General features: G+C 66.4%; 16 protein-coding genes. 7 read left to right on the plus strand and 9 right to left on the minus strand.

What is annotated here, in order from left to right; all coding sequences use genetic code 11:
* Positions 1-210: 210 nt before the first annotated feature.
* From clpX to mnmC, 4 genes are all read right to left on the minus strand, one after another.
* Complete coding sequence (gene clpX / locus SB751_RS00940; protein ID WP_144195611.1) at positions 211-1,488, minus strand: ATP-dependent Clp protease ATP-binding subunit ClpX; 1,278 nt, start codon at positions 1,486-1,488, stop codon at positions 211-213.
* 242 nt (positions 1,489-1,730) lie between these two features.
* Positions 1,731-2,381, minus strand: coding sequence for an ATP-dependent Clp endopeptidase proteolytic subunit ClpP (clpP, locus tag SB751_RS00945; RefSeq protein ID WP_144195613.1), 651 nt, complete (start codon positions 2,379-2,381; stop codon positions 1,731-1,733).
* Positions 2,382-2,507: 126 nt separating this feature from the next.
* A complete protein-coding gene (gene tig / locus SB751_RS00950) occupies positions 2,508-3,863 on the minus strand; it encodes a trigger factor (protein WP_144195615.1) in 1,356 nt (451 codons plus the stop codon).
* Positions 3,864-4,024: 161 nt separating this feature from the next.
* Complete coding sequence (mnmC, locus tag SB751_RS00955; RefSeq protein ID WP_144195617.1) at positions 4,025-6,043, minus strand: bifunctional tRNA (5-methylaminomethyl-2-thiouridine)(34)-methyltransferase MnmD/FAD-dependent 5-carboxymethylaminomethyl-2-thiouridine(34) oxidoreductase MnmC; 2,019 nt, start codon at positions 6,041-6,043, stop codon at positions 4,025-4,027.
* 171 nt (positions 6,044-6,214) lie between these two features.
* Here mnmC and SB751_RS00960 point away from each other — a divergent pair, with 171 nt between their 5' ends.
* Positions 6,215-7,072 carry a 23S rRNA (adenine(2030)-N(6))-methyltransferase RlmJ gene (locus SB751_RS00960; RefSeq protein WP_144195619.1) on the plus strand — a complete coding sequence of 286 codons (858 nt, stop codon included), beginning with the start codon at positions 6,215-6,217 and terminating at the stop codon, positions 7,070-7,072.
* A gap of 12 nt (positions 7,073-7,084) precedes the next feature.
* Here SB751_RS00960 and SB751_RS00965 read toward each other — a convergent pair whose 3' ends face one another.
* Positions 7,085-7,462: a VanZ family protein gene (locus SB751_RS00965; protein ID WP_246118893.1), complete on the minus strand. Its 378-nt coding sequence runs from the start codon at positions 7,460-7,462 to the stop codon at positions 7,085-7,087.
* Positions 7,463-7,702: 240 nt separating this feature from the next.
* On the opposite strand from SB751_RS00965, the gene SB751_RS00970 reads away from it, so the two are divergent.
* Positions 7,703-8,200 (plus strand): MarR family winged helix-turn-helix transcriptional regulator, encoded by a 498-nt coding sequence (locus SB751_RS00970; RefSeq protein ID WP_144195621.1) that lies wholly within the window; start codon positions 7,703-7,705, stop codon positions 8,198-8,200.
* Between the two features lie 240 nt (positions 8,201-8,440).
* Positions 8,441-9,274: a carboxylating nicotinate-nucleotide diphosphorylase gene (nadC, locus tag SB751_RS00975; RefSeq protein WP_144195623.1), complete on the plus strand. Its 834-nt coding sequence runs from the start codon at positions 8,441-8,443 to the stop codon at positions 9,272-9,274.
* Positions 9,275-9,403: 129 nt separating this feature from the next.
* On the opposite strand, the gene SB751_RS00980 is transcribed toward nadC, so the two are convergent.
* The gene (locus tag SB751_RS00980) at positions 9,404-9,949 is read right to left on the minus strand and encodes a MarR family winged helix-turn-helix transcriptional regulator (RefSeq protein ID WP_144195625.1); all 546 of its coding nucleotides are present in this window, start codon (positions 9,947-9,949) and stop codon (positions 9,404-9,406) included.
* Positions 9,950-10,278: 329 nt separating this feature from the next.
* Here SB751_RS00980 and phnN point away from each other — a divergent pair, with 329 nt between their 5' ends.
* The 3 genes from phnN (at position 10,279) to SB751_RS00995 (ending at position 14,424) form a co-directional block, all read left to right on the plus strand.
* A complete protein-coding gene (gene phnN, locus SB751_RS00985; RefSeq protein WP_331491751.1) occupies positions 10,279-12,081 on the plus strand; it encodes a phosphonate metabolism protein/1,5-bisphosphokinase (PRPP-forming) PhnN in 1,803 nt (600 codons plus the stop codon).
* Positions 12,082-12,127: 46 nt separating this feature from the next.
* Positions 12,128-13,120 (plus strand): tripartite tricarboxylate transporter substrate binding protein, encoded by a 993-nt coding sequence (locus SB751_RS00990; RefSeq protein WP_144195627.1) that lies wholly within the window; start codon positions 12,128-12,130, stop codon positions 13,118-13,120.
* Positions 13,121-13,317: 197 nt separating this feature from the next.
* Complete coding sequence (locus tag SB751_RS00995; protein WP_144195629.1) at positions 13,318-14,424, plus strand: porin; 1,107 nt, start codon at positions 13,318-13,320, stop codon at positions 14,422-14,424.
* A 43-nt stretch (positions 14,425-14,467) separates the two neighbouring features.
* Here SB751_RS00995 and SB751_RS01000 read toward each other — a convergent pair whose 3' ends face one another.
* Entirely contained in the window at positions 14,468-16,669 is a 2,202-nt protein-coding gene (locus tag SB751_RS01000; RefSeq protein ID WP_410747723.1) for a molybdopterin cofactor-binding domain-containing protein, read from the minus strand.
* 133 nt (positions 16,670-16,802) lie between these two features.
* Here SB751_RS01000 and SB751_RS01005 point away from each other — a divergent pair, with 133 nt between their 5' ends.
* Positions 16,803-17,531 carry a TetR family transcriptional regulator gene (locus tag SB751_RS01005; RefSeq protein WP_144195633.1) on the plus strand — a complete coding sequence of 243 codons (729 nt, stop codon included), beginning with the start codon at positions 16,803-16,805 and terminating at the stop codon, positions 17,529-17,531.
* Here the strand turns inward: SB751_RS01005 and SB751_RS01010 are convergent.
* Entirely contained in the window at positions 17,528-18,166 is a 639-nt protein-coding gene (locus tag SB751_RS01010; RefSeq protein WP_144195635.1) for an N-carbamoylsarcosine amidohydrolase, read from the minus strand. The two genes, SB751_RS01005 and SB751_RS01010, sit on opposite strands and share 4 nt — an antisense overlap.
* Positions 18,159-19,226, minus strand: a complete 1,068-nt coding sequence (locus SB751_RS01015; protein ID WP_410747724.1) for a 2,5-dihydroxypyridine 5,6-dioxygenase — start codon at positions 19,224-19,226, stop codon at positions 18,159-18,161. Before SB751_RS01015 ends, SB751_RS01010 begins: the two co-directional genes overlap by 8 nt.
* Positions 19,227-19,233: the final 7 nt, after the last annotated feature.

Genomic DNA, 19,233 nt, shown 5'->3' on the forward strand with positions numbered 1-19,233 from the left:
GATTGCAAGGTACCGCCCCCGATTCTTTGTGCCGTCATGCCGCGCAAAAAAGTGCCGCGCAAAGCACCTGTGACCCACTCTGAAACAGCATACCCGCGTTTCCTCCCGTTCGTATCGTCGAATTGAAGAAAAAAAGCCGTTCGCTTTCACGCGAACGGCCGCTTGATTTTTTAGCCGGTGTGGCATGCACCACGTAGGCCGGCGCGTTCGTCAGTTGGACCCCGCAACCTTGGGCTGCTGCTCCTCGTACATGAGCAGCGGTGGTGCATCGCCGGTAATCGTATTTTCATCGATCACCACTTTTTGCACCCCCTTGTAGTTCGGGAGGTCGTACATGACGTCCATCAGCGACTGTTCCAGAATGGAACGCAAACCGCGTGCCCCCGTCTTGCGACGGATGGCCTTGCGCGCGATGGCAGACAGCGCGGCCGGACGAATCTCCAGTTCCACGCCTTCCATCGCCAGCAGCTTCTGGTATTGCTTGACCAGCGCGTTCTTCGGCTCGACCAGGATCTGCATCAGCGCGGCCTCATCCAGCTTGGCCAGCGTGGCCACCACCGGCAGGCGGCCGATCAGTTCCGGAATCAGGCCGAACTTGATCAGGTCTTCCGGCTCGGTCTGGGGCAGCACCTCGCTGGCGTCACGCTCTTCCTTGCTCTGCACCTGGGCCGCAAAACCGATGCCGGTCTTGTCAGAGCGCTGCATGATGACCTTTTCCAGGCCGTCGAACGCGCCGCCGCAGATGAACAGGATGTTGGTGGTATCCACCTGCAGGAAGTCCTGGTTCGGGTGCTTGCGCCCGCCTTGCGGCGGCACCGAGGCCATCGTGCCCTCGATCAGCTTCAGCAGGGCCTGCTGCACGCCCTCGCCCGACACGTCGCGCGTGATGGACGGGTTGTCGGACTTGCGCGAGATCTTGTCGATTTCGTCGATGTAGACGATGCCGCGCTGAGCCTTCTCGACCTCGTAATTGCAGTTCTGGAGCAGCTTCTGGATGATGTTCTCGACATCCTCGCCCACGTAGCCGGCTTCAGTCAGCGTGGTGGCGTCAGCGATCACGAACGGCACGTTCAGCAGCCGGGCCAGCGTCTGCGCAAGCAATGTCTTGCCCGAGCCAGTCGGCCCGATCAGCAGGATATTGCTCTTGGAGAGTTCGACGTCATCCTTCTTGCCAAGATGCTTGAGGCGCTTGTAGTGGTTGTACACCGCTACCGCCAGAATCTTCTTGGCCTGCTCCTGCCCGATCACATACTGATCCAGGCTTTCGCGGATTTCGTGGGGCGTGGGCAGGTCCGAGCGCGTGGCGGCTGTGGCGTCCTTGTCGGTCGCGGCGGCCTCGTCACGGATGATTTCATTGCACAGGTCGATGCATTCGTCGCAAATGAACACCGACGGGCCTGCGATGAGCTTCTTGACCTCGTGCTGGCTCTTGCCGCAGAACGAGCAATACAGAAGCTTCTCGCTGGATGAACCTTTTTTGTCCGCCATAGGAATCAGTCACATTAGCAGTGTGGTCCCCGCACGGCGGGAGAGCCCCACGGGAAACGCATTAAACGCATCATACGCCAAAACAATTGGCGCAGTCGGCGGCTTCCCCGGCGTGTGGGGCAAAACGCAAAAACGAGGCGCACAGCCTCGTTCCGGTGTAGCCTGCGTCATTTGGCGCAGGCTGGTGGCGGGAGCCCCGGCGCCGGGCCGTGGGCTGCCCGCTCCGACACACCGGCATCGGATCAACCGCGGCGCGTGATGACCTTGTCGATCAGACCGTAGTCCACGGCCTGGTCGCCGCTCATGAAGTTGTCGCGATCGGTGTCGCGGGCAATCTTCTCGACGGGTTGGCCGGTCACTTCCGACAGGATGCTGTTCAGGCGCTCGCGCAGGTACAGGATCTCGCGTGCCTGGATCTCGATGTCCGAGGCCTGGCCACGCGCGCCACCCAGCGGCTGGTGGATCATGATGCGCGAGTTCGGCAGCGCGCTGCGCTTGCCCTTGGCACCGGCCGCCAGCAGGAAGGCGCCCATGCTCGCCGCCATGCCCATGCAAAGCGTGGTCACGTCGGGCTTGATGAACTGCATCGTGTCGTAGATCGCCAGGCCGGCGGATACCGAGCCGCCGGGCGAGTTGATGTACAGCGACACGTCCTTGTCCGGATTCTCGCTCTCGAGGAACAGCAGCTGGGCCACGACCAGGTTTGCGGTCTGGTCGTTCACTTCGCCGACCATGAACACCACGCGCTCCTTGAGCAGGCGCGAGTAGATGTCATACGCGCGCTCGCCCCGGCCGGACTGCTCGACAACCATCGGCACCAGCCCAAGACCCTGGGTTTCCAGAGCAGAGGCCTGCGTCGTGGCGAGACGGTCAAGCAAATCATTGCGGGTCATGCAGGTTCTCCAGGTATTCAGGGAATGCGCCAATCGGCCCCGGCCAGCGCTTGCGCGCCAAGCCGGATGCCGCGCGACCGGGGCGCGCCGCGCCATCCAGGCGGCGCGATCCGGTCATGCGAACGCTCAGGCTTGCTGCGCGTTGGTCTCGGCGGTGAGTTCCTCGAACGACACCGACTTGTCCGTGACCTTGGCCTTGTCGCACACGAAATTTACCACGTTGTTTTCGAGCACGTAGGCTTCCATTTCGGCCAGGCGCTGCTGGTCGCCGTAGTACCAGCGCATGACTTCCTTCGGGTCTTCGTAGCTCTTCGCGAAGTCCTCGATTTCCGCCTTGATCTGCTCCGGCTTGGCCTGCAGGCCGTGTGCCTTGACGATCTCGGCCAGGATCAGGCCCAGCTTCACGCGGCGCTCGGCCTGCTGAGTGAACATCTCGGCCGGAATCGGCATGTCCTTGGCGTTCGGCATGCCACGTTGCTCGAGGTCACGGCGGGCCATTTCCACCAGGCGTTCCTGATCCTGCTCGATCAGGGCCTTGGGCACGTCCAGCTCGCTCACCTTGAGCAGCGCTTCCATGACCTGATCCTTCAGCATGGCGTGCGTGCGGCGCTTGACTTCGCGCTCCAGGTTTTCGCGGATGTCGGCGCGCATCTTCTCGACGCTGCCGTCGGCGATACCGAGCGACTTCGCGAAGGCGTCGTCCACTTCCGGCAGGTGCGCCCACTCCACCTTCTTCAGCGTGATCGTGAACTCGGCGGTCTTGCCGGCCACTTCCTTGCCGTGGTAGTCAGCCGGGAAGGCTAGCGGGAACGTCTTGCTCTCGCCCAGCTTCAGGCCCAGCGCGGCTTGCTCGAATTCGGGCAGCATGCGGCCTTCGCCCAGCACGAATGCGAAGTCATCGGCCTTGCCGCCGGGGAATTCCACGCCGTCGATCTTGCCGACGAAGTCCAGCGTCACGCGGTCGCCGTTCTTGGCAGCCTCGTCTGCGCCACCGTCGCCATGGGCGCCGGCCTCGCCACGCACGTGGTAGTGCACGCGCTGCTTGCGCAGGATGTCGATGGTCTTGTCGATCTCGGCGTCGCCGATTTCCGTCTTGGTGCGGGTCACTTCAGCCGTGGCCAGGTCGCCCAGCTTGACTTCCGGGTACACCTCGAAGGTGGCTTCGAACGCCACTTCGTCGTCCGACACGCCGTCGGTCTTCAGGTCGAACTTGGGCTGGCCGGCCACTTTCACGTCCTGGGCCTGCGTGATGTCGAAGAACTTGCGGGCAGCCTTGTCGAAGCGCACTTCGAACTCGACCTGCTGGCCATATTGCTTCTCGACCATCTTCATCGGCACCTTGCCCGGGCGGAAGCCGGACATCTTCACCGTCTTCGACAGGCGCACCAGGCGTTCCTGGGTTTCCTTCTGCACTTCGGCCTTGGGAATAGCCAGGGTTACCTTACGGTCCAGCTTGCCGAGGTTTTCAATGACGTTCGACATGGTCGTTAATCCAATCCAGAAATGTAGTTTTAAGCGCAACCGCCTGCGCACCGGCCTGGCCGTGGCCAGTGAAACCTACGGATTCCCCACGCGAACGAAGGACTTCCGCGCAAACGGAAAACGGGGATTATCGCACGGTTTTTGTTCGCTTCCGGCAGTTTTTACCCTGACGCGTCCGAGGCCGCCCCAGGATCGATCGCCGGCGCTCCCGCCGTGTCGCCATGGCGCAGCGCCCGCAGCAGCAGCCGGGCCGGGTCGACAGCATCGGCCAGGTCAGATTCGACGGGCAGCGGTTCGCCCTCGATCTGGCTGGCGATCAACTCCGCGCCCAGTGCCGCCCAAGTGAGGCCGCGCGACGCGTACGCAAGTGCCGCGTAGAGCCCCGGCAGCCGGGGCAGGTCCCGCAGGTGGGCGCCGCGCAGCGGGCCGGAGCGGGCCAGCGCCTTCGCCTCGTCCGCGAGGGGCCCGATCAGCGGCAGGCGGTTGTGCGTCACCGTGCGCACGCCGACGTAGCCGGTCAGCTGCGCGGGATCGAGATGGGCGACGTCGGCGGCACGGCCTGGCAGCAGCGTGGCGAGGCGCTCCAGGTTTGCGGCATGGACCTCGGGACGCTCGGCCAGCGGGCCTTCGTCGGCGTCGTAGCTCGATCCGATGCGCGCGCCGCCATCAGGGGCTTTCGGCAGCAGGTAGCCGGCGCCGGTCACCACGCAGTCGGGCCAGCCGCCCATCGCCGCGACCTGCGCCGGGGAGAGATCGGTCAGTTGCCCGCGCACCCGGCGCAGGGCCAGAAAGCGGTTGGAGACGAGCCGCTCGGCCTCGTGGGCGTTGGCCAGCACCAGCACCGGCGCCGCAGCCAGCACGCTACCATCCCCCGCCCTCGCCTGCCAGACACCATCCTCATGTTCGATGGCGGCCACGCGGCAGTTGAATCGCGCATCGAGGGCCGCGCCGGCCTTGTCCAGCTGGGCGCGGCAGATGTCGGGCGGCGCCACCCAGCCGCCACGCGGAAACCAGAGCCCGCCGCGCGCCACCGTCGCGCCGTGGCGCGCGGCCGCCTCGGCGGGGTCCATCCACCTGACGAACGATTCGGGGAAGCCGAGGGCAGCCAGCGCCGCCTGCTGGGCGGCGTTGTCGGCCTCGTCCTCCCCGATCTGGAGCACACCGCAGCCGTGCCAGTTCACCGGGTGCCCCGCCGCCGCGAGGGCCGACCACGCGCGCAGCGCATGGAGATTGCCAGCGCGCGAGAGCCGGGACAGCAGGCTTTCATCGGATGAAACATGGGCGTGCATGGCCGCCGCGCGATGGCTGGAGGTCTGCCGGGCGGGGCCGTCATGGGCGTCAAACAGCGTCACGCGCCAGCCGCGCGCGGCCAGCCGCTCGGTGACCGCGCAGCCGGCCAACCCTGCGCCGATGACGATGGCATGCCTTTCTCGCCACTCCGCGGCGGGTGGCGGGGCATAACGGCGGTTCTTCCAGGGCGGCGCGAAGCGCGCCACGGTCATGTCACGCTTGCCGCCAAAGCCTGGCGCCTTGGTGACCTCGAACCCGACCGCCTGCAAACCGCGCCGCACAAAGCCTGCCGCTGTATACGTAGCAAGCGTGGCGCCGGGCCGGGCGAGCCGCGACAGGCCCCTGAAGACGGTTTCGGACCACATGTCCGCGTTGCGGGACGGGGAGAAGCCATCGAGATAGAACGCATCGGCGCCAAGCGCGAGCTTGGGCAGCATCGCGTCGATATCGCCCAGCGCCAGCGTCAACGTAACCGCGCCGCCTTCGAATTCGAGTCGATGCAGACCCGGCAGCGCGTCGGGCCATGCCGCCTGCAGGGGTTCGGCGAGCGGTAGCAGATCGCCGAGTCCGGCGTGCAGCGTCGCCAGTCCATCGCGCGTAAATGGATGTTTTTCTACGGAAACGAAGTGAAGCCGACGGCAGCGGTGCGGGTCCTGGCGCCACGCCTGCCAGGTGGCGAGGAAGTTCAGCCCCTGCCCGAAGCCGGTTTCCACGATCACGAACTGGTCGCGCCCGGCCCAGTTGCCGGGCAGGCCATTACCGCCCAGAAACACGTGATGGGCCTGCGCCAGCCCCCCTTCCGTGCTGTGGTAGACGTCGTCGTAACGTGGCGAAAAAGGAATGCCGTCGGGGGAGACGATCGGCTCGGCGGACTCGAGGGCACGCGGCATGGCAGGCATTGGCGGACGGGACACTTCGGACGGCAACAGCCGCAGGAACGGGCCGTAAAACGGGCTTCCGGGGGCGGCGGATGGTAGCATAGCGCCCTTCGCGCCACGCGCCCGCAGGCGCCTTTTTCGCCGACGCTTGCGCGCCGTCATCCCGCTTTATCCCGCCTCATCATGCTCAGTTATCGCCACGCCTTCCATGCCGGCAACCATGCCGATGTCCTCAAGCACGCCGTCGTGGTCCAGTTGCTGGAGCACCTGACGCAGAAGGACAAGGCGTTCTGGTACATCGACACCCACGCCGGCGCCGGCCTCTATGCGCTGGACCACGCCTATGCGCAGAAGAAGGCCGAGTTCGAAACCGGCATCTCACGCATCTGGCAGGCCGCCGCCGATGGCCAGACCCTACCCCCGTTTCTGGACGAATTCCTGGACCAGGTGCGCGCCCAGAACCCGGACGGCAACCTGCGCCACTACCCCGGTTCCCCATGGCTGGCATGGCAGATGCTGCGCGATCAGGACCGCCTGCGGCTGTTCGAGCTGCACAGCACCGAGATCCAGGTGTTGCGCGACAATTTCCGCGGCGCGGGCCGCAAGGTCATGCTCTATGACGGCGACGGCTTCAATGGCATCAAGGCCATCCTGCCGCCCCCGCCGCGTCGCGCGCTGGTGCTGATCGACCCGTCGTACGAAGACAAGCAGGACTACGCGCGAACCGTGCAGGCGCTGGAAGACAGCCTCGAACGGTTCGCAACTGGCGTTTATGCGATCTGGTATCCGCAGGTGCAGCGGCGTGAATCGACCCAACTGCCGGCGCAACTGATGCGCCTGCCGCTGAAGAGCTGGCTGCATGTGACGCTGACCGTGAAGCACCCCGTGGAAGGCGGGCTCGGCCTGCACGGCAGCGGGATGTTCATCGTCAACCCGCCGTGGCGGCTCAAGGCGACGATCGAGGAAGCGATGCCGCTGCTGGTGGACTTGCTCGGCCAGGATGCTGGCGCAGGCTACACGCTGGAATCGCTCGACAACTGAGCCGGGCGCGCGTCAGGCCCGGGGCTCTTTCCGAGGGGTGGACAGACCGGGCCAGACCCGCGTCAGTGCGGCATGCGCTAGCAGGCCCAGCGCCAGCCCCCCCGCATCGGCGATCAGGTCATGCCAGTCGGACGAGCGGGTCGGCGTCATGCCTTGCAGCCATTCGATCAGCACGCCATAGGCCATCAGACCGGCCAGCACCGCCGCCACGCGGCCGTCCCACGCGCGCACGCCGAGCAGCGCGAGCACCCCGAAGGCAAGAAGATGGTTGGACTTGTCCCAGCCGGTGGTGGGCTGCGGCACCGAAGGCGGCAGCAGCGACAGGACCAGCACGGCCACTGCGCAGATCGAGAACAGCCGTCGGTATTGGATGGGGGTCAGGCGCGGCACGGGGCTTGGGGGCTATCGGCGAGATGTCACGTCCAGAGAATAACAGGCTGCACCGCCACGGCTGCGTGGCGTGCCGTACATCATGCAACGGTGCGCGGCCACGGCAGAGCCGAAAGCCATGACAATCAACACGGCTGCGACCAGGCTCAGGTACTCGCTGAAATGACGCCCCGATGGCTCCACGCCTCTATTTGTAACGCCGGCTATACTTCGCCGGTCAGCTCCTTTTGATCTCCTACCGTGAAAAGTCCGCCCGACCACGCGTCAGCCCACGCCGCTCACTATGAATTCACCGAGCAGGTTGGACATCTGCTGCGCCGTGCCTACCAGCGGCACGTCGCCATCTTCCAGCAGACCATTCCAGACTCGCAGCTGACGGCCGGCCAGTTCGTCGTCATGTGCGCCATCCAGGCCCAGGGGCCATGCTCGTTGAGCGAGATTGCGCGCGCCACCGCCATCGACCAGGCGACCGTGCGCGGCATTATCGAGCGGTTGAAGTCTCGTGAACTCATTGCGGTCTCCCACGATGCGCGCGACCGCCGCAAGGTCGTGGTGCTGCTCGCCCCCGCCGGCGAGGCCCTGATCAACGAAGTGGTGCCTTTTGCGCAGGACATCACCGAGCGCACCATGGGTGGCCTGAACCCGGCCGAACGGGTGGCACTGCTCTACCTGCTCAGGAAAATGAGCGAACTGGGCGATGACACCCCGGATACCGCCGACTCTGACAGCCCAATCTAGGGGCCCAGGCGGCACCCCGCTCAGCAGACCGTAGTTCCCCTCCCCCGTTACTGCGACCAGAGCGTCGCAGCCCCCTCCCCCAGTTCCCGGCCTCGTCACGCGTGGCGACGCCCCTGCATCACGCCAATAACTTAGATATCGAATATCTATTGACAAGGAGATGCCATGCGCTAGTATTACGCCATGTACTTCGATCTCTAAGATTCTTGGTACGGCAACCACTACTCAGGAGCGCTTCCCATGTATGACATCTTTTCCACCGACAAACTGATCGATCTCTGGCTGACCGAGGACATTGGCATCTGCGACCTGACGGTCCATACGATGATCGAGCCAGGTGAAACCGGCACGTTCTGCATGAATGCCCGCGAGCCCATGCTGATCGCCGGCATCGACGTCGCCGCGCGCATCTTCGCCCGCTACGACCCGACGCTGACCCTGGATGTGCGCGTCGCCGATGGCGACAAGGTGGAAAAAGGCGCCGTGCTGCTCAACGTGAGCGGCAACGCACGCAGCGTGCTGACTGCCGAGCGCACCGCGCTGAACATCATGCAACGCCTGTGCGGCATCGCGAATCACACCGCGACCTATGCCGCGGCAATCGCCCATACCAAGGCACGCCTGATCGACAGCCGCAAGACCACGCCGGGCCTGCGCGCGCTGGAGAAGCACGCCGTCACGTGCGGCGGCGGCCTCAACCATCGCCTGAGCCTCGACAACGGCGTGATGATCAAGGACAACCATATCGCGGTCTGCGGCAGCATTGCCGCCGCCGTGGCGCGTGTACGCCGCAAGCTGCCGGTGCTGACCAAGCTGGAGGTGGAGTGCGACCGCCTGGAGCAGGTGCATGAGGCACTCGCGGCCGGCGTCGATGTGATCATGCTGGACAACATGTCGGTGCCCGACATGAAGGAAGCCGTGCAGATCGTCAATGGCCGCACCAAGGTCGAGGCATCGGGCGGCATCCGCCTGGAAACGATCCGCGCCGTGGCGGAAACGGGGGTGGACTACATCTCCACGAGCAAGATCACGCAATCGGCACCGGCAGTGGATATCGGCCTCGACGAGGCCTGAGCCGGTCCGGCATGTGTCGCGGGGCCAGGCCCCGCCTGACGATTCGCGCCTTCCTACCCGAGGGCTTCACCCTCCCCGGTTTATCCGGCGGGGGGCTTTTGCATTGGCTGCCCCATCCGGGCGTGCCCGTCAGAGATCGGACAGCAGCCGCCCGACTTCCTGCGTGGACGGCACGCGGCGGCCATGCTCGGCCGACGCCACCTCGTCCGCCACCAGGCGTTGCGCAATCGTGATCAGCACGCGCCGCGTGGTGAGGACGTCCTCTTCACTCAGCCCCGCCACGCTCAACTCATTGACCTCGGTGGCCAGCGGCTCCAGCTTGCGGCGCAGGGCGCGCCCGGTCTTGCTCAGGAACACGTGCACTTTCTTCTTGTTGCCGGGCAGGTGCGTGCGCTCGACGTAGCCCAGCGCTTCCAGCGCCTTCACCGCCGCGAAGGTGGTGGGCTCGGTCACGCCGGCCCGTTCGCTGAGCTCGCGCTGCGACAAGCCATCGCGACGCCAGAGGATGCGCAGGATGGTCCAGTGCCCGTACGACACCGAATGCTCCGTCAGCCGCAACTGCAGCGCGCGGATGTAGGCGCGCGCGGCGTCCTTCACCAGGTGGGCAAGACGTTCTTCTTCGGCTTCATCGGCGGGCGTGAGCGTGACCGGGGTCTCCGGTTTTTTCGTGGTCATAGTCGTGGCAAAGATATGCGGGCGCAGGCGCCGCGCAGCACGGCGGGCGCGCGGCAGCGCACATGATAGCGCCTCCGCGATGCCGCCGTCCGCACATTGCATCGCGCCCTCACTACATCAGTGCGGCGTGCGCACCGACGATGCATCGGGCACCGTCACCGCGCATTGCCCTACCTCGCGTTTTCCCTGAGGAAAGCGGGAATCCCGCGTACACACTGGATTTGCGGGAGCTGGCCCGACCCTTGCATTAACTTAGACATCGAACTTATCTTGACAGTGGACAGGCCGGTGCTAGCATAGCCCTATAAACTTCGACATCTAAGTTAATGATGAACAATACCGGCATCTTCTTCCTTGTGGTGGGGCCCAGCGGCGCGGGCAAGGATTCCCTGATCGATGGCGCACGCGCGGTCCTCGGCGACAACTACCTGTTTGCGCGACGGGTGATCACGCGGCCCACCGGCTCTCCGGGCGAGGACCACGAGGGTGTGTCCGATATGGAGTTCACACGACGTCAGGAAGCGGGCGAATTCCTGGTGACGTGGGACGCCCACGAGCTGCGCTATGGCTTGCCGGCGTCGTTGACCGATGCGCTGTCGCGCGGCATGCACGTCGTGGCCAACGGCTCGCGCAGCGTCATCGCCGCTCTGGCGGCACGGCTGCCGCGGTTCGTGGTGGTGCTGGTGACGGCGCCACAGGAGATCCTCGCGCAGCGCATTGCCCGGCGCGGCCGGGAGTCGGGTGAACAGGTGGCGCGGCGCGTGGCGCGCCAGGCGGCGCCCCTGCCCGCCGATGTGCCTTGCATCACCGTCTCCAACGACTGCACGCTCGAAGTGGGCATGGCGCGCTTTGTGGAGGCGCTGCGGCAAGGGCCGGAAATCGGCGCCGAGCCGCCTGCCAGCCACCCCAGCTTGATGGCCAAGCTGCGCGGGGAAGCGCTCGACGAGGCCGCCTACGTGGCGATCCTGCGCGACGCCATCGCCGGACGCTATACCGAGGCAGCGCTGACCGAATTCCTGGTCACCACGGCCGGCAACCTGACCGATGACGAAGTCGTGGCGCTGGCGCGGGCGCGCACCGCCTTCACGCCCCGCATCGATTGGGACCGGCCACTCGTCGTCGACAAGCATTCGATGGGCGGCGTGCCCGGCAGCCGCATCACGCTGATTGTGGTACCGATCGTCGCGGCCTACGGGCTGGCGATGCCGAAGACCTCCTCCCGCGCGATCACTTCCGCCGCCGGCACGGCGGACGCCATGGAGACCGTCGCCCGCGTGGACCTGACACAGGACGACGTCCGCCGCTGCGTGATGCAGACAGCCGCCTGCATTGCCTGGAATGGGCGCCTGAACCACTCCGTGGTGGACGACGTCATGAATGCGATCACCCGCCCCCTCGGCATCGATTCCCGCCGCTGGTCCGTGGCCTCGATCCTCTCCAAGAAGTACACGGCCGGCGCCACCCATGTGATGGTGGACCTGCCGTACGGGCCGCAGACCAAGCTGGCCTCGCGCGCCGATGCCGAGGCGCTGGGCGCGCTGTTCGCGCTCGTCGGCAAAGGCATGGGCATGCACGTGCACGCATTGGCCACCGACGGCAGCCGCCCCATCGGCCGCGGCATCGGGCCGGCGCTGGAGGTGCGCGATGTGCTGCAGGTGCTCGACAGCGATCCTGACGCCCCGGCTGACCTGCGCGCCAAGGCCCTGCGCTTTGCCGCCGAAATCATCGCCTTCGACCCGCGCGTGGGCACGCCCGACGAAGGCATGCGAATTGCGAGGCAGCTCCTGAGCGAAGGCAAGGCGAAAGCGGCATTCGAGCGTATCGCGGCGGCGCAGGGCCGCAGGGCGGATCCGGTGACACCCGGTGCGCATACCGAAGTGATTCATGCCGAACGGCCTGGCCGTGTGACCGGCATCGACGGCCTGGGCATCTCCGGCGTGGCGCGGGCGGCAGGTGCCCCGCGTAGTGCTGGTGCAGGGGTCGATCTGCTGTGCACGATCGGCACGCCTGTGGTGCCGGGCCAGCCCCTGTATCGCATCCACGCCGAGACGGCGGACGCACTTGCGGCGGCCGTAGTGGCGGCGCGCGACGACGGCGTGTGCCGCGACGCGGTCCGTATCGATCCCGATTGACCTGCTTTCTTCCTTCCTTCACCCTAACCGACGAGGCAAAATCCCCATGAGACCCCTATCCGTCGTCAGCAGTCTGGCATCGCTCCTGTTTGTCGCAGGCAGCCTAGGCACCCTGCCCGGGCGCGCCGAGGCCAACATGGCGAGCACCTTCCCGCAGAAACCCATCCGCATCGTGGTGACGTTCCCGGCCGGAGGCGGCACTGACGCCCTGGCGCGGCTGATCGGCACCGACATCGGCAAGTCGATGGGCCAACCCGTGGTGGTGGATAACCGGCCCGGCGCCAGCGGCAATATCGGCGCCGAGTTCGTGGCCAAGAGCCCGGCCGATGGCTACACCCTGCTGATCGTCAACAGCAGCTTCGCCATCAACCCGAGCGTGTTCAAGAAGCTGCAGTTCGACCCGAAGGCCGATTTCAGCGCCGTCATCACCTTCGCCTCGGTGCCCTCGGTGATCGCGGTGCCGTACACCTCGAAGATCCGCACGTTCAATGACCTGCTGGCGGCCGGCAAGAGCGGCGCCCCGCCCAGCTACGCGTCCTGTGGCAACGGTACGCCCCAGCATCTGGCGGGTGAGTTGCTGAAGGTCTCGGCCAAGGTCGACATGCTGCACGTGCCGTACAAGGGTTGCGCGCCCGCCATGGCCGACGTGCTCGGCGGACAGGCCGACGTCAGCGTCAATACGCTGACCAACACCGTGCCCTACCTCAAGAGCAACAAGCTGCGCGCGCTGGCCGTGACGTCGAAGACCCGTTCGCCGTTCCTGCCCGACGTGCCGACGGTCAGCGAGCTCGGCGTGCCCGGCTACGATGTGGACCAGTGGTTCGGCATCCTCGCCCCCGCGCACACCCCGCCCGAGATCGTGCAGAAACTCAACGCCGAAATTGCCAAGGCGATGGCCAAGCCGGAGATCAAGGCTTCCCTGGCGCAGCTCGGCTTTGCCACCACCACCAGCACGCCTGCCGAATTCCAGAAGCTGGTGACGACCGACATCGACCGCTGGCAGAAATTCGCGACGAAGATCAACCTGCTCGTCGACTGACCTTCCGGGGCACCGCCTGGACTTCAGCAGGCAGATTCCCCCAACCTTTCCCGTAGTCCTTCGTTGCCACACGGGCGCAAGCCAGCCCCCGTGAGAGCGCGTTCGTCCCTGCGTCCTGACGCCAGCCGTCAGGCGTTGGCTACCTGCGCGCTGTCGATCGGGGATTGGCGGCAACCGCACGAGAACATCCAACCAATATGAGCCAACCACAATCCACCTTCCGCCACACCGCGCTGGCGGCCATCCTTCTGGCCCTTGGCGTCAGCGGCGCCGCGCAGGCGCAGTCATCGGTCACGTTGTATGGCGTTGCCGATGCCGGTATCGAGTTCCTGACCCATGCCGATGCGAACAACCATAGCCTGACCCGCATGACATCGGGCAACCTGTCTGGCTCGCGCTGGGGCATCCGGGGCACCGAGGACCTTGGCAACGGCCTGCAGGCCCTGTTCGTGCTCGAGAACGGCTTCGACCTCGACGCCGGCACCGCTGCCCAGGGCGGGCGCCTGTTCGGGCGCCAGGCCTTCACGGGGTTGTCCTCGCAGTACGGCCGCGTAACGCTGGGCCGGCAGAACAACATCCTCTATGACATCCTGATCAACTACGACGCCATGGCGGTCTCGCCGCGCTACTCGATCTTCATGATGGATGCCATGACGGCGGGCCGCTACGACAACACGGCCAAGTACGTTGGCAAGTTCGGCGGACTGACGGTGACGGGGCTCTACGCGTTCGCGCGCGGTACCTCGCTGGCTGGCGGCGCCGTGGCGTCGGAAGTGCCGGGCGACGCGAAGAGCGATCGTGCGATCAGCGGCGGCCTCGAGTACAACGTCGGCAATGCCGGCGTCACGGTGATCTATGACGAGCAACAGGGCACCTCCGGCATCACCGGGCAAAACCCGTCGCAGAAGGATCGTCGCCTGGCCGTGGCGGGCAGCTATCGGTTTGCCAATGCCAAGGTCTATGCGGGCTACCGCTGGCTCAACGGCGACATCGGTGCCACGGCGGCCGTGCCGGCCCGGCGTGCGGACCTGTTCTGGATCGGCGCCGGCTACCAGCTCACCCCGGCGCTATCGCTCAGCGGTGCCGGCTACCTGCTGAACGACCGGCGCGGCAATGGCGACGCATGGAGCGCATCGCTGCTGCTCGACTATGCGTTCTCGAAGCGCACGGATGTGTATGCCCAGGTGGCGTACATCAACAATGACGATGGCTCACGCATCGGCCTCAATGGCGCGTCGTCTGCCATCGGCGCCGCCGGCACGAACCAGTTCGGCGCCGTGATGGGCATCCGGCACAAGTTCTGACGTCAGGGAGGGACCGCACCCCGTGGTCACGGGGTGCGCAATGTCATGCCGGTACCCGCGCGGTGGCGCACGCCTGGCGCACCACTTCCGGCGTAAACGGCGCGTGCGTCAGGCGCAGGCCCGTGGCATCGAACAGAGCATTGGCAATCGCCGGCGCACCGGGCAAGGAGGCTGATTCGCCGGCCCCAAGCGGGCTCTCCGACTGGCGCGGCATCAGCAGCACCTGGATGGCCGGCAGGTCGGGAAATGCCGCAATTGGATAACTGCCCCACTCCCGGCTGGCCACGCCGACGCCATCGAAACGTACTTGCTCGCGCAGCACGCGGCTCAGGCTCTGCACCACATTGCCGTGGATCTGATGGCGCACGCCGTCAGGATTCACCATCATGCCGGTGTCCTGCCCCACATGCAGCCGCGTCACGCGCACATTGCCGGTCTGCGGATCGACTTCGACATCGACGATCCATGCCGCCCATGCCGCGCCGAAGCCGGGGAACTTGCTGTGGATATAGCGGGCATAGGCGATACCCCGGCCGTGCAGCAGGCCATTGGCATCGGGCTTGCCGCGCGAGCCGCGCGCACCTTCCCGCCATTCGGCAGCCTGCGCCAGCGCCACGAGCAGTTCCTGCGCGCGCGTGTCGGGCAGATGGCGCAGCCGGAAGGCCAGCGGATCGGCGCCGCACGCGTGCGCCAGTTCATCGATAAAGGATTCGTGCGCGAAGGTGTTGGGCAGCGCCGACACACCGCGCAGCCAGGACGCCCGCGCAATCGCCGGGGTGTCGTCACAGGCAATATGGAGTGCCCCATAGCCGTACGCGGGCACCGCCGTACGGTCGCCCATCTCCAGCATGCGCGGCGCCGACGAGACGCGCCCCGTCAGCAGCAGCGCCAGGATGGGGGCATCGTTCGATGGGTAGCGTGACACGAAGTCATAGGCGGTCAGCGTGCCATCGGCGGTGGCGCCACCCTCCACGTCCATCAGCTGCGCGGCGCCCTTCGGCTCCCACAGATGCTCCTGCTCGCGGGTCAGCTGCACGCGCACCGGGCGGCCGACCGCGCGCGACAGCAACACCGCATCGGCGCAGACATCGTCGGCGCAGTTACGGCCATAGCAGCCGGCGGCCTCCATCCGGACGATCTCGATGGCCCCTTCGTCAAGGCCACTGAGCCGCGCCATGTCGATCCGCAGCACATGCGGGTTCTGCGTACCGGACCACACGGTCAGACGGTTGTCGTGCCAGTCCGCCACGGCGCAGGACGGGCCGATGGACCCATGCATCTGATATGGCCACACGTAGGTACGGGTCAGGCGATGGGTGCCTTCCGCCAGTGCCGCCTGCACGTCGCCAGTGCCGAGCAATTCCCGCCGCTGGGCCGGGGCGGCACGCAAGGCGGCTTCCGGCGCGTTGAGATCCGGCAACGCCGGCGCCGGCTTCCAGCGCACCTTGAGCCGCCGGGCCGCCTCGATGGCCTGTTCTTCGCGCTCCGCCACCACGCCGATGAAGTCGCCCTCCACCACCACACGCACCACGCCGGCCACATTGGCGATCGACGATTCGTCCACCGCGATCAGGCTGGTGCCGACGAAGTCGCCGCTGTCGCGCCCCGCATAGGGCGGACGCACCACCCGGCCGTGCAGCATGCCCGGCACGCGCACGTCGTGGACGAAGGTCAGTTCGCCGGTGGCCTTGGCGGGAATGTCGACGCGCGGCGCGCTCCGCCCCACCACCCGGTATTGCTCCACGGGCTTGGTCTTGACATCGTCGGCCAGCGTCAGCTGGACCTGCTCGCCGGCCAGCAGGCTCGCCACGTCCACTTGCGCGGCGTCGCCGGCGCGTGCCACCAGCCATGCGCGCGCCTGCGCCGCTGCACGCCGCAGCGGCAGGGCTGAAATCTGGATCGAGGCACTGGCAATCGTCGGCCCCTGGTTGGGCGTGGCCTCGGTATGGCCCAGCACCATCGTCACCTGCGCGGGCTCGACCTCCAGTTCCTCGGCCACGATCTGCGCCAGCGAGGTCCGGATGCCCGTGCCGAGGTCGACGTGGCCGTTGAAGGCAAGAATCTCGCCGTTGGCGCGGATGGCGATAAAGATATCCGGCAGATCGGATACGAAATCGGAGGCGGCACCCGGCTGTCCCGGCGATGGCCGCGGCGCGGCCGCAGCGGGCCGCGTGACCAGCAGCACGCCTCGTTCCTGGAACAGTGCCTCACGCAATGCGCGCGGAGTCCGCGAAGTCTTATGCATCGATCATTCGTCCTTGCCGCGCCGGGCGGCATACACGGCCGGCGGAACGGGCGGGCGCAAGGAACCACACGGCTATACTTGCAACCACGCCATTTCGCCAGCGCACTGCTGGTTTCTCCAGACTACGGCAAGCATGCCAAACGACATCGCCCCCGCGCCTGCCCGACCGGGCACCCGTGCCCGCCAGGCCCAGGATACGCGCGCCAAGATCCTCAAGGCCGCCATCAAGGTCTTCGCCCAGAGCGGCTTCGACGGCGGACGCATCGAGACCATCTCGTCGCTGGCCAATACCTATGACCGGATGATCTACTACTACTTCGGCAGCAAGGAAAAGCTGTTCATCGAAGTGCTGGAGACCATCTACCTGCAGCTCAATGAAGCCGAGCAGGCCCTGGAACTGGACCCCGAAGACCCGGTGCGCGCCCTCACGCAGCTGGTCGACTTCGTCTGGCGCTACTACCTCGATCACCCCGAGTTCGTCGCCATCCTGAACAGCGAGAACCTGAGCCGCGCCCGCCATGCCAGGAAGTCCGGCCGGCTCAACGAGATCTCGGGATACGCGTTGTCGGTACTCGACGGCATCCTGGCGCGTGGCCTCGATGCTGGCGTGTTTCAGCCCGGTCTCACCGCGCGCGATGTGTACCTGATCATCGCGTCGCTCGGCTACTTCTACAACTCGAACCATCATACGCTCAGCGCCTTCCTCGGCGAGCCGATCATGAGCGCGCCGGCGGTGACCCACTGGCGCGATGTGATCCAGCGCACCGTGCTCAACGCCGTGTGCCACGCCGTGGAAGTGCCCGCCGTCAGCACCACGCAGACGCCGCGCCGGCCGCGCGGGCGCCCGCGTCGCACCGCTTAGGCAGCCGCCTGCACCGTCGCGCCGATCGCCGCGAGGGCGGCGTCACGCGGCATCACCGTGGCGTACTTCTGCTCCATGTCGAACAGGTTGGCATCGTGCGGCCCGATGGCGCGGTCGCCCACGCAGTCGGACAGCACCAGCGGGCGGAAGCCATGCGACATCGCATCGACTACGCTGGCGCGCACGCAGCCGCTGGTCACGCAGCCGGCCACCAGCAGCGTCTGCACGCCGCGCTGCGCCAGCCACGCGGCCAGCGACGTGCCGAAGAACGCGGACGGCACCGTCTTGCGCACGACCAGTTCGCCGGGCGCCGGCGCCAGGGACGGTACGATCTGGCTGGCCGGGCCGTCTTCCTTCAGCGTCAGCATGCCCGGCACCTTCAGCGTGAAGATGTTGTGATCGGCGTCATCGTCGGCAAACACGATCCGGCTGTGGGCCACCGGCCAGCCCTGGGCGCGCGCGGTAGCCAGCAGCGGCTGCGTGTTGGCGATGGCTTCCGGGATATTGCCGCCGCCGAACACGGCCGGGTCGGCAAAGCCGTTCACGAAATCGATGATCAGCAGGCCGTACGGGGCCTTCGGCGCCATCGCCGTGCCAAAGCCCTGGCGGCGGTAGGTCTGGACTTCCTCATGCATGGGCAAACTCCATCTCGGTTCGTGGCGCGCCGTCCAGCACCTTGCCAGCGGCCACCACGGGCTCGCCGTCGAGGCTGACGGTGCAATGGCGCAGCGGCATGTCAATATGGCAAGCGGTGGTCCGGCTGCCGCCCGCCTCGTTGTTCGGGCCGAACGAGCACAGGAAGTTGCCTTCGTACGCCCGGGCATCCATGCCGATGGTGGCCTCGCGGTCGTACATCGCCAGCGTCGACCACCGCGCGCGCGGCTGCAGGCCCCAGCCAATATGCGACATCGCGTACGACTCGGGATCGTTGAACGACGCCATGTAGTCCGCCAGCAATTCCGCGTCCAGACCGCCTTCGATGTGCGTGACGTAGCCGTCCTTCACGGTCACGTGAATCGGCTCCTGCACATAGGACTTCATCGGCAGCAGGATGTCGCCCCGATCGAGCACCAGATGGCCGCTCGTGCCGCCTTCATTGGGCCAGGTGAGGACGAAGCCGCTTGGCCAGTGGTCCCAGCGGCCCGGCTCGTCGACGAAGCCGTACTCGCTGATGGCCGGGAATTCGCCCAGCACGCAATGCAGGTCGGTGCCGGCTTCGGACGTGATGTGCATCGTCCGGGCGCGCGACAGGCGCTCGGTCGCGGCTTTCACGCGCGACCGGTCGGCTTCCGTGGGCACCAGCCGTGCCAGCACCTCGGGCGGTTCCACTGCCAGCAGAATCTTCGTGCCGGTAGACAGGATGTCATGCTGCTCGGGCGAGAACAGCAGCGTCATCAGGTCCAGCACCAGGTCGCTCGCCTTCAGCGCGGCAATTGCCGCCGGATTGCCGGTCAACGGCGTGGTGCCGAGATAAGCCAGCGCATCGCGGCTCAGCGCCTTCTCGCCATTGACGGGCGGCAGGTCGAGCCGGTTGACGATCGCGCCCATCGAGGCGGCGGCCACCAGCGCGGTGCGCAGCGTCTGCGGATGCGTGTCGGCGCCGGTCAGCACCGTCACGGTCTGCCCCGGTTCCAGCTTCGACAACGTAAGGACCTGCTTCCACGCGCAGGTCAGGTCATAGTCACTGACAGCCATGCTTGGC

The sequence above is a fragment of the Cupriavidus sp. SIMBA_020 genome, from assembly GCF_046535395.1.
GTDB classification, from domain to species: Bacteria; Pseudomonadota; Gammaproteobacteria; order Burkholderiales; family Burkholderiaceae; genus Cupriavidus; species Cupriavidus campinensis.